This window comes from Luteipulveratus halotolerans (assembly GCF_001247745.1).
GTDB lineage: Bacteria > Actinomycetota > Actinomycetes > Actinomycetales > Dermatophilaceae > Luteipulveratus > Luteipulveratus halotolerans.
Genome location: NZ_LAIR01000002.1, coordinates 2,159,807 through 2,175,368 on the forward strand (window position 1 = coordinate 2,159,807; position 15,562 = coordinate 2,175,368).

The following is a 15,562-nucleotide window of genomic DNA, read 5'->3' on the forward strand; positions in this document are numbered from 1 at the left end:
CCAGGGCTCAGAGGGCGAGGCCGACGTACTTGGTCTCGAGGTACTCCTCGACGCCCTCGAACCCGCCCTCACGACCGAAGCCGGACGCCTTGACGCCGCCGAACGGCGCCGCCGGGTTGGACACGATGCCCTGGTTGACGCCGACCATGCCGTACTCGAGCGCCTCGCTCGTACGGATCGCTCGTGAGAAGTCGCGCGTGAAGAAGTAGGCGACCAGCCCGAACTCGGTGTCGTTGGCGCGACGGATCGCGTCGTCGTCGTCGGTGAACGTCTGGATGCCGGCGACCGGCCCGAAGATCTCCTCGCGCGCCATCTTGGCGTCACCCGGCACGTCGGTGAGAACCGTGGGGGCGTAGAAGTATCCGCGCTCGCCGACGGTGTCTCCGCCGGTGACGACGCGAGCGCCACGGCCCCTGGCGTCCTCGATGAGCGAGCGCACCTTGTCGACCGCCTTGGCGTTGATCAGCGGCCCGACCTGAGTCGTGTCGTCCATGCCGTCGCCGACGGTGAGCGCGCCCATCTTGTCGGCCATCCGCCGCGAGAACTCCTCGGCGACGTCGACGTGCACGAGGAACCGGTTGGCGGCGGTGCACGCCTCGCCGATGTTGCGCATCTTGGCGAGCATCGCGCCCTCGACGGCAGCGTCGAGGTCGGCGTCGGCGAACACGATGAACGGCGCGTTGCCGCCCAGCTCCATCGACACCCGCAGCAGCTGCTGGGCCGACTGCTCGACGAGCTTCTGGCCCACCGGTGTCGACCCCGTGAACGTCAGCTTGCGGGTGCGCGGGTCGCGGATCAGCGGCTCCATGACCGGGCCGGAGTGCGAGGTCGTGATGACGTTGAGGACGCCCTTGGGCAGCCCGACCTCCTCGAGGACCTGAGCCAGCAGAAGCATCGTCAGGGGCGTCTCGGCAGCCGGCTTGACGACCATCGTGCAGCCGGCGGCGAGCGCGGGCCCGATCTTGCGGGTGCCCATCGCGAGCGGGAAGTTCCAGGGCGTGATCATCAGCGTCGGGCCGACCGGCTGCTTCATCGTGACCAGACGGGTCGCACCGTTGGGTGCGGTCGACCAGCGGCCCGCGATGCGCACGGCCTCCTCGGAGAACCAGCGGAAGAACTCGCTGCCGTAGGCCACCTCGCCGCGGGACTCCGCGAGCGGCTTGCCCATCTCGAGCGTCATCAGCGTTGCGAGGTCGTCGGTGCGCTCGACGATCAGCTCGTACGCCGCGCGCAGCAGCTCTCCCCGGTCGCGCGGCGGCGTGGCCGCCCAGTCGGCCTGCGCCGCGGTGGCCGCCGCGAGAGCCGCGTCGCCGTCGGCGACGGACGCGTCCGCGACATGCGCGAGCGCCTCACCGGTGGCCGGGTTGTCGACATCGAGGGTGGCGCCGCCCTCGGCGTCGCGCCACTCCCCCGCGATGAACAGCTGCTTGTTGACCTTGTCCAGGACCGACGTCGTTGTCTCACCCATGGGCACAGCGTCTCACCCGCGGGTCACGGGCTCGTACGGGTCTCCTCCAGCAGCTCGACGATCTCCAGCCGACGTGGGTTGGTCTGCCCGGGCAGCAGCTCCAACGCCTGCTCCCAGACGCGCCGCGCCCCGTCGCGGTCGCCCGCGTCGCGCAGCAGGCGTCCCTGCGTCGCGCGGGCGTCGAGCGCCATCCCCGGAGCCGCGAGCCGCTCCGACAGGACCACTGCCTGTCGCGCGTACTGCTCGGCAGCCGCCGCGTCGTCGACCACGAGACTCATCACGGACAGGTTGTTGAGGGCGAGCGCCTCACGCCACGGATCACGCTCGGCTCGTGCGACCTCGAGGGCGCGCTCGGTGTCACGGATCGCGGCGTCGAACCGGTACTGCTCGTACGCGGCGCCGCCACGGTTGATCAGCACCGCGCTGCGCGATGCGCGCAACGGCCCGTCGGCGGTCGTACGCCGGTCGAGCAGGTCGGTCGCCTGGTCCTGCAGCGCCATGCCGTCGTCGTGCTCACCCATCCGTCGCAGCACCGTGCCGTGCACGGTCACGATGATCGCCTCGGCGTCGCGGTCCCCGTGCATCTGGGCGCGCTTGTGACCGCGGTCGAGCCATTCCAAGGAGCCCACGAGGTCGTCGACGCGCTGCAACGACTGCGCCACCAGGTATTCGGTGACGTAGAGGGCACGCTCGTCGTCGAGGTGCTGCACGGCCGCGAGTGCCCGCTGGGCCACCTCGGTCGCGTCGTCGCGCCGTTCGGTGACCTCGAGCAGGACGCTCGTCTGCACGCACAGCCGCCACACGTCGGCGTACAGACCGTGCCGCGCGCCGACCTCGAGCCACTGCAGGATCGTCGGCCGGAACTCCTCGAACCACCGGACGGCGTCGGCGAAGTCCGCGGGCTCGTACCCCTGATGCGCGCTCACCGGCAGGTCGAGGGCGATCTGAGCGGGGCGGACGAGGTCGACCGCGGCCTGAAAGCTGCGCTGCCCCCAGGCGAGGGTCCGGCGTACGACGGCGACCACCTCCTCCGGGGTCTCCTCCTCGGCGCACCGCTCTCTTGCATAAGCCCGGAGGAGGTCGTGCACGAGGTAGGTGCCGGGAGTCGGCTGGTCGAGGAGGCTGGCCGCGACGAGCCGGTCGAGCACCCGCCGGGACTCGCGCTCGGACAGGTCGGCCATGGCGGCGGCGTGCAGAGTCGTCGTCGGCCCGAATGCCAGTCCGATGAATCGGAACACGCGCTTCTCGTCGTCGTGGAGGCTGCGGTAGGAGTAGTCGAACACCGTGCGGATGTCGGTGAAGTCGTCGGACGGCTCGGACATCGCATCGAGTGCTCCGAGCCGGTCGGACATCTCACGGGCCATGACCGTGAGGCGGACGTCCGGGAACCGGGTCGCACGCTCGGCCGCGACCGACAGCGCGAGCGGCAGCGCACCGCACACCTGCACGAGGTCACGCGCTGCTGCCGGCTCGGCGCTCACGCGTTCGCCGACCGCCGCGTGCAGCAGACCGAGCGCATCGTCCTCGGGCATACCGCCCACCGAGATGCGGTCAGCGCCCTGCCGAGCCATGAGGCCGCGCATCTGGTTGCGGCTCGTCACCACGGTCATGGCTCCGGGCCCCGGCAGCAGATGACGGATCTGCGCGGCGTCACAGGCGTTGTCCAGGACGATGAGCAGGTCGAGGTCGGTGGTGCACTCGCGCAGCAGCGCACTGCGTTCGTCGACCGACAGCGGCACCTGGCCGGGCGGCACCCCGAGCGAGCGCAGCAGCCTGCTCAACGTGTCGGCGGCGCTCACCGGCCGCTCGTCGGAGTAGCCCCTGAGGTCCACGAACAGCTGACCGTCGGGGAACTGCTCACGCACGGAGTGCGCCCACTGCAGGACGAGCGACGTCTTGCCTGCACCGCCGACGCCGGCGACGACCGCGATCCGCGGCCCGGACGTGCGAGTCAGCACCTCGGTCAGCTCGGACATCTCAGCCGCCCGACCGGTGAATCTCGCTGCAGGAGAAGGCAGCTGGCGAGGAGTACGCCGAACCGACCGCTCGGGCTCGCCGTCACCGGCGAGGAGCAGGTCGTACGCCGACCGTAGCTCGGGTCCAGGGTCCACCCCCAGCTCGTCGCGCAGCCGTCGTCTCACCTCGTCGTAGCGTCCGAGCGCCTCCGGCACGCGGCCCGCCGCACGCAGCACCTGCAGGAGTCGCTCCCAGACGGGTTCGTGCAGCGGATAGCTCCTCGTGAGCCCGCTCAGCTGTGACACCAGGTCAGGACCGACGCGACCGGAGTCCAGGGCGAGGTCAGCATGCTCGAGCGCGGCGGCGAGGTGCAGCTCGTGCAGCCTGGCCGCCTCGACGTCAGCCAGCCACGGCGACGCGGTGCCCGCGAACGGCTCTCCGCGCCACAGGTCGAGCGCCTCGCGCAGCTCGCGCGCGCGGTCACGGCCTCGTCCGCGCACGAGCGCCACGAACCGTCGTACGTCGACCTCGACCCGGCCCTCGTCCAGGGCGTAACCCTCGCCCGCGGTCACGATCACGTCGGGGTGGGTCGCCGACCGGAGCCGGTGGATGGCCGACTGCACGAACTGCTTGGCGTCTGCGGGAGGCGACTCTCCCCAGACCCGGTCGACCAGCTGCGCCCGTGACACCGGACCTGCGTCGCTGGCGATCACGGCGAGCAGTGTCGCGAGGCGGCGCCCGAGCGTCAGGCGTCGGCCACCGAGGTCGACCTCGAACGCGCCGAGCATCCGAATCTTCAGCAGGTCACTGCCATCCGTCATGGACGTCTCCCGAGTGCCGACCAGGACCCGGCCAGTCTGTCAGCGCGCTGTGAGCGATCGGTGAGCGCGGCCTGGTCAAGTGGTTCTCGGGCCGGCGTCGAGGGGGCGCCGGCCGCACCATCACACTGAAGATCAGGGGGAAGCATGCGTACTCGCAAGCCCGCACTCGCACTGATGGCCACGGCCGCTCTGGCCGGGATGACGGTCGCCACGGCCGGTTCGGCCCACGCCGACCGCGAGGCGATCTCCGGCGACGGCGGCGGCGCGGTGTCCGCTCAGGGCACCCGCGTCACGGTCGCTCCGAATGGCACCCGGGTCACGTCCGCTCCGAGAACGACCGCCGGTGGCGTCCACACCAACGTCGTCTGGAAGAACGTCTGGACGGCCGCTCCGAGCTACTGGAACTGGGACGTGCCGTGGACCGGCAACTACCTCAACGCCGGGTCGAACTACTTCTACTGCCAGATGCAGGGGCCGAACTACCACCTCGGCAGCACGCCCTACGACAACAACTGGTGGCTCAAGACCGACGACGACGCCGGCAACCGAGGTGTCTGGGTCAGCGCCGTCCACGTCAGCGGCGGCGGCAACTGGGAGCCCATCCCGGGCGTGCCGTACTGCTGAGCGAGACACAGCTTCGGGCCGGCGCAGGGGGCCGGCCCGACACCTATCAGGGAGGAAGCACCATGAGCACCACCACGTACGCACGACGCGGAGTGGTCGCGGGGGCGGCCGCGCTCGTCGTCCTCGGCATCGGGGGCGCCGGCTCCGCGGCACACGCCGACCCGGCCCCGCACGTCCCCACCGGAACCAGGGTGACCATTGAGTCGGTTCCCGACGACTTCCGGATGGCGACGATGTCGCTCGGCCGAACGGACGACCCGGCGATGGGGCAGTACCGACCGGTCGCGATGACCCAGCTGCTCCTGAAGCGCTGGACGCCCTCGCTCGCCGTGGACGGCAGCTTCGGCTACGCCACCCAGGGCGCGGTCAAGACCTTCCAACGGGCAGAGGGTCTGTCGGTCGCCGGCACGCTCACGCGTGCCGACTTCTACCGGCTCTTCGTCCGTCAGACCGTCCAGTACGGCTCGCGCGGTGACGCCGTACGCGCCGCCCAGATCTGGCTCACGCGCAACCCATCCGCAGGCGTCACGGTCGACGGGTCGTTCGGCACCATCACCCGCAACGCCGTCCTCGCCGAGCAGCGCAGCCACGGCGCCTGCCACGGCACCGGTGTCGACGGCATCGTCGGCCCGATGACTCGTGCCATGTCCTACGAGTGGGAGCACGACTCCGGCCCCTGCTGATCGCCACAATGGCGGCATGGGTCGCGTACTCCTGGAGGTCATCGTCACCGATGTCGCCGACGCGCAGGCCGCTGCGCGCGGGGGCGCTGACCGGGTCGAGCTGGTCGGCCGCGCGGATCTCGGTGGTATGACACCGGATCCGGCCCTCGCGGCAGCGGTCGCGTCCGCCCTCGATATCCCGGTCCGCGCCATGCTCCGCGTGACCGAGAGCCATCTGCTGACGAGCTCCGACGTCGCTGCGCTCATCGCGGACGCCGAGCGACTGCTCGACGCCGGCGTGACCGAGCTCGTCCTGGGCGCCGCGGCGCCGGACGGACAGCCGGACACCGCGACCCTCCAGCCCGTCATCGACACGGTGGCGGGCATGCCGTTCACGTTCCACCGCGCCCTGGACACCGCTCCGGATCTCGTGGAGTCCGTACGCGCCGTGCTGGCTCTCCCGGGCTGTGACACCGTGCTCACGTCCGGTCATCCGGCCGGCGTCGCCACCGGCCTACCGCGCCTCGAAGCACTGCTGTCCGCTGCACCCGACCTCGGCGCGACCGTCATGGTCGGCGGTGGGTTGCGCGTCGAGCACCTGCCGAGACTCGTGGGTGCCGGAGCCGGCGCTGTGCACCTCGGGAGGACGGTCCGCGACGGCGGGTCGTGGTCAGGGGCGGTGCACGAGAGCGAGGTCGCCGGCGTACGCCGCCGGCTGGACGAGCTCACGACCGGATGACGACCGCCTCGGGCGACCAGTCGTGCGGCACCGGGGTCAACGGGTACAGCGGGTCTCGGACGCGGTCGAACGGCAGCCGCTCGATGCGCTGGTCGACCGGCCCGTCGGTGAGTGCCATCACCCAGCCCTCGGCGTGCTCGTGGAGGTCGGGCTCGAGGTAGCCGATCTTGTCGACGAACACGTCGACCGTGCTCGGGTCGACGCCGACGGCCGCGTAGTCGCTCATCGCGTGGAAGGGGATGCGTCCGCTGGTGAGCACCACGCAGAGCGACCCGACGGCGATGACAGCGGAGTCGATCTCACCCTCGGTGCAGCGCAACACCTTGCCTTGCAATCGAATTCGCGCCGGCCAGCCGTAGCAGCCGCCCACGACCTCGTCGAACGATGCGCCGACACCTGCCGCGTGAGCGGCTGCGACACCGTCGGGGTCGACGAGCGCCGACCACACGACCTGATGCCGGCCCTCGGTCACCGATCGGTCGGCCAGCAGCGAGGCCAGCGTCGTCGCCACGTCCCCAGAACCGCCCGCGGTCGGGTTGTCACCAGTGTCCGAGACGAAGAACGGCCGCCGGTCAGATGTGAGCGCACGGTCGACCGCCCAGGCGAGATCGCCCGTCTCGCAGCAGAACTCGAACTCGCCACGCGCGTCGAACCAGGCCCGTGCCACGCGGTCGACCTCGGCCTGCACCGCAGCCTCATCCGTGCCGACCGACACCACCGCCGCGGCCGTACGCGGCTCGTCCGCCCACGCGTAACCCACCCACAGCGCCGTCTCGAGGACGCCCACCGGTCGCCGTCCATCGGCGAGCGAGGCGTAGATCGACCGCGCCGGCTCGTCTCGGGTCGAGGTCTTCTCGCCGGGGAGGACGACGGGCACGCGCGCCCACGCTCGTACGGGACGGGTGCCGTCGGTCAGACACCGCGCAAGCAGTCGTGCAGCTCGTGCGCGCGTCTCCTCCTCGTCGACGTGCGGCGCCGTCCGGTAGCACGTGGGCAGGTCGACCGACTCGACGAACGCGCGCGAGACCGACCCGTGCAGATCCATCGCCGCCGCGATGAGCGCGGCCGGTCCGACGGCTTCACGGACCGCCGCGGCCAGGTGCGCCTCGGCGTCGTCGAGCCGCTCGACCAGCATCGCGCCGTGGATGTCGAGCAGCACGCCGTCCCAGGGCCCGCCCTCGTCGATGGCTGCCAGCACGTCGGCCAGCAACGCGTCGTACGCCGACCGCTCGACCCGCCCACCCGGCAACGCCCTGGCCACCACACCGGCACGAACCGCACCGCCTCAAGACCCGGCAGCACGCCGTCGCGCAGGAACGGGTAGCGCTCCATGGCTCGGGCCCCACGGCGTACGTCGAAGTCGGTGAGCGTCGTACGGTGCGGGGCGAATCCTGAGCTCTCAGAACCGATTCCGACGATCACGACCCGCACGTGCACATCCCTTCGCCGACGGACGAAGACTGTCTGTCCGGCACCGCATGCAGTGCCGGACAGACAGTCTTCGCCTCTGGGTCAGCTCTCGACGTCAGCTCTCGATGTTGGCCATCACGTGCTTGACGCGCGTGTAGTCCTCGAAGCCGTACATCGACAGGTCCTTGCCGTAGCCGCTGTGCTTGAACCCGCCGTGCGGCATCTCGGCGACCAGCGGGATGTGCGTGTTGATCCAGACGCAGCCGAAGTCGAGCGCCTTCGACACGCGCATCGCCCGACCGAAGTCCGTGGTCCACACCGACGACGCGAGGCCGTACTCGACACCGTTGGCCCACGCGATCGCAGCGGCCTCGTCGTCGAACTTCTGCACCGTGATGACAGGGCCGAAGATCTCGTCCTGCACCGCCTCGTCATCCTGCTTGAGGCCGGACACGACAGTGGGCTCGATGAAGTAGCCGTCGCCGAGCCCGCTCAGGCGGTTGCCACCCGCGGAAACCGTTGCGTGCGAAGGCAACCGGTCGATGAAGCCGGTCACGTGCGACAGCTGGCGCTCGTTGTTGACCGGGCCGAGCAGCGCGTCCTCGTCGTCGGGCATCCCGACCTTGGCCGAGCCCTTCGCGTATTCCGCGAGCGCGGCCACGAAGTCGTCGTGGATGCCCGGCGCCGCGAGCACGCGGGTGGCCGCAGTGCAGTCCTGCCCGGCGTTGAAGTAGCCGGCCTCGGCGATGCCGTTGACCGCGGCCTCGATGTCGGCGTCGTCGAACACGATGACCGGCGCCTTGCCGCCGAGCTCGAGGTGCACGCGCTTGACGTCCTTGGCGGCCGCCTCGGCCACCTGCATGCCGGCCCGCACCGAACCGGTGATGGCGACCATCGCGGGCGTCTTGTGCTCGACGACGCGGGCACCCGTCGTACGGTCGCCCGTCACGACGTTGAACGTGCCGGCCGGCAGGAACTCCGAGGCGATCTCGGCCATCAGCAGCGTCGTCTCGGGCGTGGTGTCCGACGGCTTGAGGACGACCGCGTTGCCCGCCGCGAGCGCGGGCGCGATCTTCCACATCGCCATCATCATCGGGTAGTTCCACGGCGTGACCTGACCGATGACACCGATCGGCTCGCGACGGATCCACGAGGTGTGGCCCTTCATGTACTCGGCCGACGCCCGGCCCTCGAGAACCCTTGCGGCGCCTGCGAAGAAGCGCAGCTGGTCGATCATCACCGGCACCTCCTCGGAGGCGGTCAGCGCGAACGGCTTGCCGGTGTTCTCGGCCTCCAGGTGCACCAGGTCGTCGGCACGCTTCTCGAGCGCGTTGGCGAACTTCAGCAGCGCCTCCTGCCGCTCACCCGGCGTGGTCTGCCCCCACTCGGCGAACGCCTTGTCGGCGCTGGAGTACGCCGCGTCGACGTCGGCCTGCGTGCTCACCGGCGCCTTGGCCACCACCTGGCCGGTGGAGGGGTGCAGGATGTCGGTCGTCTCGTCGGTCTCGGGCGCGACGTAGGCACCACCGACGAAGTTCTTCAGCTGGCGGGGACTGCTCACTGCGGGCTCCTTGATCGATCGGGGTCTGTCAGCGCTCGAAGTTCAGCATTCGATGACATTGACGGCGAGACCGCCGCGCGCGGTCTCCTTGTACTTGATGGACATGTCGCGGCCGGTGTCGCGCATGGTCTTGATGGCCTTGTCCAGGCTCACGGTGTGCACGCCGGTGCCGTTGAGGGACAGGCGTGCTGCGTTGATCGCCTTGACGCTGGCGATGGCGTTGCGCTCGATGCACGGGATCTGCACGAGGCCGCCGACAGGGTCGCAGGTGAGGCCGAGGTTGTGCTCGATGCCGATCTCGGCGGCGTTCTCGACCTGGGTCGGCGAACCGCCCAGCACCTCGCACAGCGCACCGGACGCCATCGCGCACGCCGAGCCGACCTCACCCTGGCAGCCGACCTCGGCGCCCGAGATCGAGGCGTTCTCCTTGAACAGGATGCCGATGGCTGCGGCCGTCAGCAGGAAGCGCACGATGCCGTCGTCGTCCGCTCCCTCGACGAAGTCGACGTAGTAGTGCAGCACCGCCGGGATGATGCCGGCAGCGCCGTTGGTCGGGGCGGTCACCACGCGGCCACCGGAGGCGTTCTCCTCGTTGACGGCGAGGGCGTACAGGTTGACCCAGTCCATGACACTGAGCGGGTCGTCCTTGAGCCGACCGCTCGTGAGGTCGCGGTAGAGGCCGGGCGCCCGGCACGGCACCTTGAGGCCGCCCGGGAGCGTGCCCTCGCGGGTGAAGCCGTTCTGGACGCACTCGTGCATGACCGACCACAGGTGCAGCAGGCCCGCGCGAATCTCGTTGTCGTTGCGCCAGACTCGCTCGTTGGTCAGCATGACCTCGCTGATCGACATCTGCTCGCGCTCGCAGATCGCGAGCAGCTCGGTGCCGGTCGAGAACGGCAGGGGCAGCACGGTGTCGTCCTGCACGACCCGGTCGGCGCCCGTGGCTGCCTCGTCGACGACGAAGCCGCCGCCCACGGAGTAATAGCTGTGCTCGCGCACCAGGGCACCGGAGCCGTCGTACGCGTGGAACGTCAGGCCGTTGGGGTGCGCCGGCAGCGACTTGCGCCGGTGCAGGACGAGGTCCTCGTCGGGGTGGAAGGCGACCTCGTGGGTGCCGCCGAGGTGCAGCACGTGGCGGGTGCGACTCTGGGCCACGCGGGCGTCGGCCGTGTCGGTGTCGACCGACTCGGGCGCCTCGCCCTCCAGACCGAGCATGACGGCCTTGTCGGAGCCGTGCCCGTGGCCGGTGGCCCCGAGTGAGCCGAACAGCTCGGCCCGCACCCGGGTCACCCGGGCGAGCTCGCCGTCGGCCTTCAGCCCGTCGACGAACATCTTGGCGGCGCGCATCGGGCCCACCGTGTGCGAGGACGACGGCCCGATGCCGACGGAGTACAGGTCGAAGGCACTCAGTGCCATCCGGCGACACCTTTCGTTGGCTCCCAAAGGCGTACGCACGTCGTTGTACGCACGCCTCCGTCAGCATAGATCCTCGCCACGGATCGCGACGGATTCCGTGGAGAAGTACTTGATTCGTGACGGATCGAGGGCCACGATGGGCACGTGACCGATCCAACCCGCATCTCCAACCGGGTGGTGCTGGACGACACCTCCAAGGCGATCATCCGCCTGCTGCAGCAGGACGGGCGTGCTCCCTACGCCATGCTCGCCCGCGAGGTCGGGCTCTCCGAGGCAGCCGTCCGCCAGCGCGTGCAACGGCTGCTGGAGTCGGAGCTGCTGCAGATCGTCGCCGTCACCGATCCCGTGCAGGTCGGGTTCGAGCGGCAGGCGCTCATCGGGGTGTCGACGACGGGCGACAGCGAGCACATCGCCCATGCACTCAGCGAGATCGAGGCGGTCTCGTACGTTGTCACCACGGCCGGCCGCTACGACCTGCTCGTCGAGGTCGTCTGCGAGGACGACGACCAGCTGCTCGAGCTGCTGCAGCGGCGCATTCGCACGGTCGACGGCGTCGTCGGCACCGAGACCTTCACCTATCTCAGGCTCAACAAGCAACGCTACGACTGGGGAACGAGATGACGACCACTCCGCAGATCACGTCCGCCGACCAGCCCGCCGGAGTCGGCACCACGCCGCGTGGCACCCCGCGGTACGACGCCGCGCGCGACCACCTCTGGGGTCACTTCACGCGCCAGTCGGTGTACGAGCCGGTCGCCGACGGCGGCGGCGGTGGGCACGTCCCCGTCATCGTCAAGGGCGACGGCGCCTACATCTGGGACGCCGAGGGCAACAAGTACCTCGACGGGCTCGCCGGGCTGTTCGTCGTCCAGGCCGGCCACGGCCGCGAAGAGCTCGCCGAGGCCGCTGCCAAGCAGGCGCGTGAGCTGGCGTTCTTCCCGATCTGGTCCTACGCCCACCCCTCGGCGATCGACCTCGCCGAGCGGCTGGCGGCGTACGCCCCCGGTGACCTCAACCGCGTGTTCTTCACCACCGGCGGCGGCGAGGCCGTCGAGTCCGCCTGGAAGCTCGCCAAGCAGTACTTCAAGCTGACCGGCAAGCCGGGCAAGCACAAGGTCATCAGCCGCTCGATCGCCTACCACGGCACCCCGCAGGGCGCGCTGTCGATCACCGGTCTGCCGCCGCTGAAGGAGATGTTCGAGCCACTGGTGCCGGGTGCGTTCAAGGTGCCCAACACCAACATCTACCGCGCGCAGCCCGAGCTGCGTGACGACCCGAAGGCGTTCGGCCGCTGGGCCGCCGACCGGATCGCCGAGGCCATCGAGTTCGAGGGGCCCGACACGGTCGCCGCCGTCTTCCTCGAACCGGTCCAGAACGCCGGCGGCTGCTTCCCGCCGCCGCCCGGCTACTTCGAGCGCGTCCGCGAGATCTGCGACGAGTACGACGTGCTGCTGGTGTCCGACGAGGTCATCTGCGCGTTCGGGCGTATCGGCTCGATGTTCGCGTGCGACGACTTCGGCTACGTCCCCGACATCATCACCTGCGCCAAGGGGCTCACCTCCGGCTACTCCCCCATCGGCGCGATGATCGCGAGCGACCGGCTGTTCGAGCCGTTCAAGAAGGGCACCACGTCGTTCCCGCACGGCTACACCTTCGGCGGTCACCCGGTGTCGGCGGCGGTCGCGATGGCCAACCTCGACATCTTCGAGCGTGAGGGCCTCAACGACCACGTCAAGGAGAACGCGCCCGCGTTCCGGGCCACCCTGGAAAAGCTCAAGGACCTGCCGATCGTCGGCGACGTCCGCGGCGAGGGCTACTTCTACGGCATCGAGCTCGTCAAGGACAAGGAGACCCGCGAGACGTTCAACGACGACGAGGCCGAGCGGATGCTGCGCGGCTTCCTGTCGAAGGCGCTGTTCGACGCCGGCATCTACTGCCGCGCCGACGACCGCGGCGACCCCGTCGTGCAGCTCGCTCCGCCGCTGATCATCGGCCAGACCGAGTTCGACGAGATCGAGCAGAAGCTGCGCGGCGTCCTCACCGAGGCGGTCAACCACCTCTGACCTCACACGCGCGTACGCCGGCCGGTTCCGTTGCCCCCCAACGGAACCGGCCGTCGTCGTACAAGGTGCATCGAGATGACCGATCCAGCCCGACCCGCCGCCGGTCGAGCCGGGCGAGCCCCCAGGGCGAGCCCGTGTCGAGACCGGGTGAGCCGTAGGGAGACTCAGCCCTTGTGCGCCTCGATCAAGAACCTGCTCGAGTGCGCGAGGAAGCTGCCGTGCTGGCGGATGTGCGCGTCCATGGCGCGGAGGCGGTCGTCGTACCTCGCGATGTCGAAGTCGGGCACCCACCAGACGCACTTGCGCAGGATGTAGACCACGGCGCCGACGTCGAAGAACTCCATCGGCAGGCGCTCCAGGCGTAGGTCGACAACGTCGAGCCCCGCTGCGGTGGCTGCTGCGCGGACGACCTCGGGGTCGCGGGCCTGAGGCCCGTCGGGCCACGGTCCGACGAACCACTCGCTCAGCTCGCGCGCGCTGTCGGGCCCGACCTGCTGCGACACGAACGCGCCGCCCGGACGCAGGACCCGCGCGACCTCAGCCCACGGCGTCACGACGGGATGGCGCGCGATCACCAGCTCGAACGCCGCGTCCTCAAACGGCAGGGGCCCCTCGTCGGGCGCCTCGACCACCCGTCCGCCGAGGGGTCCGAGCGTGTCGGTCGCGACGGCGAGGTTGGGCCTCCAGGACTCGGTGGCGACCGTCGTACGCGGCAGGGGTGCTGCTCCGGCCGTGACCTCGCCACCGCCGGTCTGCAGGTCGAGCACCGATTCGGTCGTGGTGAACCGCTGGTGCAGCAGCCGCTGGTACCCCCAGGACGGGCGGGCCTCGGTCGCGCGGCCGTCGAGCCAGGAGAAGTCCCAGCCGCTCACGTCGACCGCTGCGGCTTCGGCCACCAGCTCGTCGTAGGTGCGGTCTGCGCTGTCTGTCGGGCTCATGAGATCGACCGTGGCAGGGACGAGTCACGGGTGTCCACAGCATTCTTCGGTTCGCCTGCGAGTGCGGGTCGAGCGCGATATGATTCGAACATACGTTCTAAGCGAGGAGGGGTCATGCCGAGCGACACTGCTGTCGTCACCGTGTCCGGGCTGCCTCCTCACCTCGCGCAGTGGCTGGCACTCGTGGCTGAGCGGGCAGGAGCGCGAGCTGTCGTCTCCGGGCCTGCCGCCGGCGTCTGCGGGTCGACCGACCGTCCCGATCCGGATGCGAGCTCAGCGCCCACGGTCCCGCCCGAGCCGGGCGACCCGTTCCTCGCGGCACGCTCGGCAGCGGCTGAGGTGATCCGTGCTGCTGAAGGTGTCGAGGCGTGGGTGGGGTTCGCACACAGCGGGGCGACCGGCGACCTGCTCCGCGCCACCGAGGACGATCCCGGCATCGACCTCGGGCAGCACGAGTCGGCCTCGACCCGGCAGACCCGGCGAGCACTCGCACGTACGGCTGTGGCCACCGAGCTGCAGCTGCTGACCGGTGCGACGATCACCCGCTGCCGCGACGACGTCGCCCTGGCCGGGGCCGCACCCGAGCGCGTCGGACACCTGCGTGCTCGGATGGCGTGCGGCACCGTCTCGCTGTGGCGAGCACGCCTGCTGCTCAAAGAAACTCGCCACCTCGACCCGCTGACCGCAGCGACCGTGATGCGGCGCGTGCTCACGCCCGTCGGCCGGCATCCAGATGACGAGGGGCCGACATCCGTCGACGCCGACGAGCTGGAGGCGTTGCTCGCGGCACCTGCGTTGTCCCAAGCGACCGTACGCCGTCGCCTGGCCCGACAGCTCGCCCTCGCCGAGTCGGCGGGCGAGTTCGCGCGGCGTTCTCATCGCGACGCTGTCGACGCCCGCGATGTCGACACGGTGACGCATCCGCACGGCATCGCGTCGACCACCGTCACGGCGTCGTCGGAGCGCGCCTTCGCGGCGCAGCGGCGCATCACGACGCTGGCTCGGAGGGCGCGGGCCGCGGGTGACTCACGGACGCTCGCTCAGCTGCGGTCCGACATCGCCACCGACCTGCTCATCCGCGGCCAGGTGGCCGGCGACGCCCTGCTCGGCGAAGCACCGGCCGCGCATCTGCAGGTCGTCGTCAGCCTCGCGGCGCTGCTGCCTGACCCGACGCGCTCGTCCTCCGCCGCCGAGGGCGGCGCTCGCGCCCATGCCCATGCCCGTGCCCAGACGGAGACGCCCTACGACCCTCGCACGGCCGGCGTCGGAGAAGCCCTCGGTCTAGGCTTCCTCACCGCGCAGCAGGTGCGGGCGATGGCGTTCGCGCGCGGCAGCATCTGGCAGCGACTCGTCACGGACCCGGCGAGCGGCACGGTCATCGACGCCGAGTCGTCGTACCGGCCGTCGGCCGCGCTGCGCCGCACGGTCGAGGCGCGTGACCAGCACTGCCGCGCGCCCGGGTGCGAGCACCCGGCGCAGGAGTGCGACCTCGACCACGCCGTTCCCTGGTCCGCTCTCGCCGATGACCCCTCCGACGGGGCGACGCATGAGCACAACCTGCACACGCTGCACCGCGGGCACCACATCGCGAAGACTCGGCAGTGGTGGCGTGCTCAGCTGCACACGGACGGTTCGGTGCGCTGGACCACGCTGAGCGGTCAGCGGGTCACGACTCATCCGCCCGATCACCATCAGCCGCACGACCTCGCGGCGTACGAGCACTCCGTGGCCGAGCGTGTGCTCGCGGCGCTCCTGGAGGACCACACCGACCCGCCACCGACCACACCTGAGATGGCGGCGGTGAGGATGCGCGTTGCTCGCACGCAGACTGCGAGACCCACCGGCTCAGCAACACATGATGTCGATGTCGGCCCGCCGCCGTTCTGACGTGGGCGGTGCCGGCG

The 15,562-nt window shown here is 70.5% G+C and carries 12 protein-coding genes; 6 read left to right on the forward strand and 6 right to left on the reverse strand.

Translation table 11 applies throughout. The features are described 5' to 3' along the window. Nucleotides 1–7: 7 nt before the first annotated feature. Together VV01_RS10935 and VV01_RS10940 are read right to left on the reverse strand one after the other, a co-directional pair. On the reverse strand, nucleotides 8–1,468 hold the full coding sequence (locus VV01_RS10935) for an NAD-dependent succinate-semialdehyde dehydrogenase (protein ID WP_050669911.1): 1,461 nt from the start codon (nucleotides 1,466–1,468) through the stop codon (nucleotides 8–10). Between the two features lie 23 nt (nucleotides 1,469–1,491). Next, nucleotides 1,492–4,245 (reverse strand): AfsR/SARP family transcriptional regulator, encoded by a 2,754-nt coding sequence (locus VV01_RS10940; RefSeq protein ID WP_050669912.1) that lies wholly within the window; start codon nucleotides 4,243–4,245, stop codon nucleotides 1,492–1,494. Between the two features lie 144 nt (nucleotides 4,246–4,389). On the opposite strand from VV01_RS10940, the gene VV01_RS10945 reads away from it, so the two are divergent. The 3 genes from VV01_RS10945 to VV01_RS10955 all read left to right on the forward strand — a co-directional run bounded on the left by VV01_RS10945 (nucleotide 4,390) and on the right by VV01_RS10955 (nucleotide 6,270). Continuing rightward, entirely contained in the window at nucleotides 4,390–4,869 is a 480-nt protein-coding gene (locus tag VV01_RS10945) for a hypothetical protein (RefSeq protein ID WP_050669913.1), read from the forward strand. Nucleotides 4,870–4,931: 62 nt separating this feature from the next. Next, nucleotides 4,932–5,552: a peptidoglycan-binding domain-containing protein gene (locus VV01_RS10950; protein WP_050669914.1), complete on the forward strand. Its 621-nt coding sequence runs from the start codon at nucleotides 4,932–4,934 to the stop codon at nucleotides 5,550–5,552. Nucleotides 5,553–5,568: 16 nt separating this feature from the next. After that, nucleotides 5,569–6,270 carry a copper homeostasis protein CutC gene (locus VV01_RS10955; protein ID WP_050669915.1) on the forward strand — a complete coding sequence of 234 codons (702 nt, stop codon included), beginning with the start codon at nucleotides 5,569–5,571 and terminating at the stop codon, nucleotides 6,268–6,270. On the opposite strand, the gene VV01_RS10960 is transcribed toward VV01_RS10955, so the two are convergent. The 3 genes from VV01_RS10960 to VV01_RS10970 form a co-directional block, all read right to left on the reverse strand. After that, the gene (locus VV01_RS10960) at nucleotides 6,257–7,531 is read right to left on the reverse strand and encodes a M81 family metallopeptidase (RefSeq protein WP_197275024.1); all 1,275 of its coding nucleotides are present in this window, start codon (nucleotides 7,529–7,531) and stop codon (nucleotides 6,257–6,259) included. The genes VV01_RS10955 and VV01_RS10960 overlap by 14 nt on opposite strands. 264 nt (nucleotides 7,532–7,795) lie before the next feature. Continuing rightward, complete coding sequence (locus VV01_RS10965; RefSeq protein WP_050669917.1) at nucleotides 7,796–9,241, reverse strand: gamma-aminobutyraldehyde dehydrogenase; 1,446 nt, start codon at nucleotides 9,239–9,241, stop codon at nucleotides 7,796–7,798. A gap of 42 nt (nucleotides 9,242–9,283) precedes the next feature. After that, entirely contained in the window at nucleotides 9,284–10,657 is a 1,374-nt protein-coding gene (locus tag VV01_RS10970) for an L-serine ammonia-lyase (protein WP_050669918.1), read from the reverse strand. A gap of 144 nt (nucleotides 10,658–10,801) precedes the next feature. Between VV01_RS10970 and VV01_RS10975 the strand changes: the two genes are divergently transcribed. Next, a complete protein-coding gene (locus tag VV01_RS10975) occupies nucleotides 10,802–11,278 on the forward strand; it encodes an Lrp/AsnC family transcriptional regulator (RefSeq protein WP_050669919.1) in 477 nt (158 codons plus the stop codon). Beyond that, complete coding sequence (locus VV01_RS10980) at nucleotides 11,275–12,720, forward strand: aspartate aminotransferase family protein (RefSeq protein WP_050669920.1); 1,446 nt, start codon at nucleotides 11,275–11,277, stop codon at nucleotides 12,718–12,720. The genes VV01_RS10975 and VV01_RS10980 overlap by 4 nt, the downstream gene beginning before the upstream one ends. A gap of 164 nt (nucleotides 12,721–12,884) precedes the next feature. Here VV01_RS10980 and VV01_RS10985 read toward each other — a convergent pair whose 3' ends face one another. Then, nucleotides 12,885–13,658, reverse strand: coding sequence for a class I SAM-dependent methyltransferase (locus tag VV01_RS10985; RefSeq protein WP_050669921.1), 774 nt, complete (start codon nucleotides 13,656–13,658; stop codon nucleotides 12,885–12,887). Between the two features lie 114 nt (nucleotides 13,659–13,772). Between VV01_RS10985 and VV01_RS10990 the strand changes: the two genes are divergently transcribed. Then, nucleotides 13,773–15,545, forward strand: coding sequence for an HNH endonuclease signature motif containing protein (locus VV01_RS10990; RefSeq protein WP_050669922.1), 1,773 nt, complete (start codon nucleotides 13,773–13,775; stop codon nucleotides 15,543–15,545). Nucleotides 15,546–15,562 lie beyond the last annotated feature (17 nt).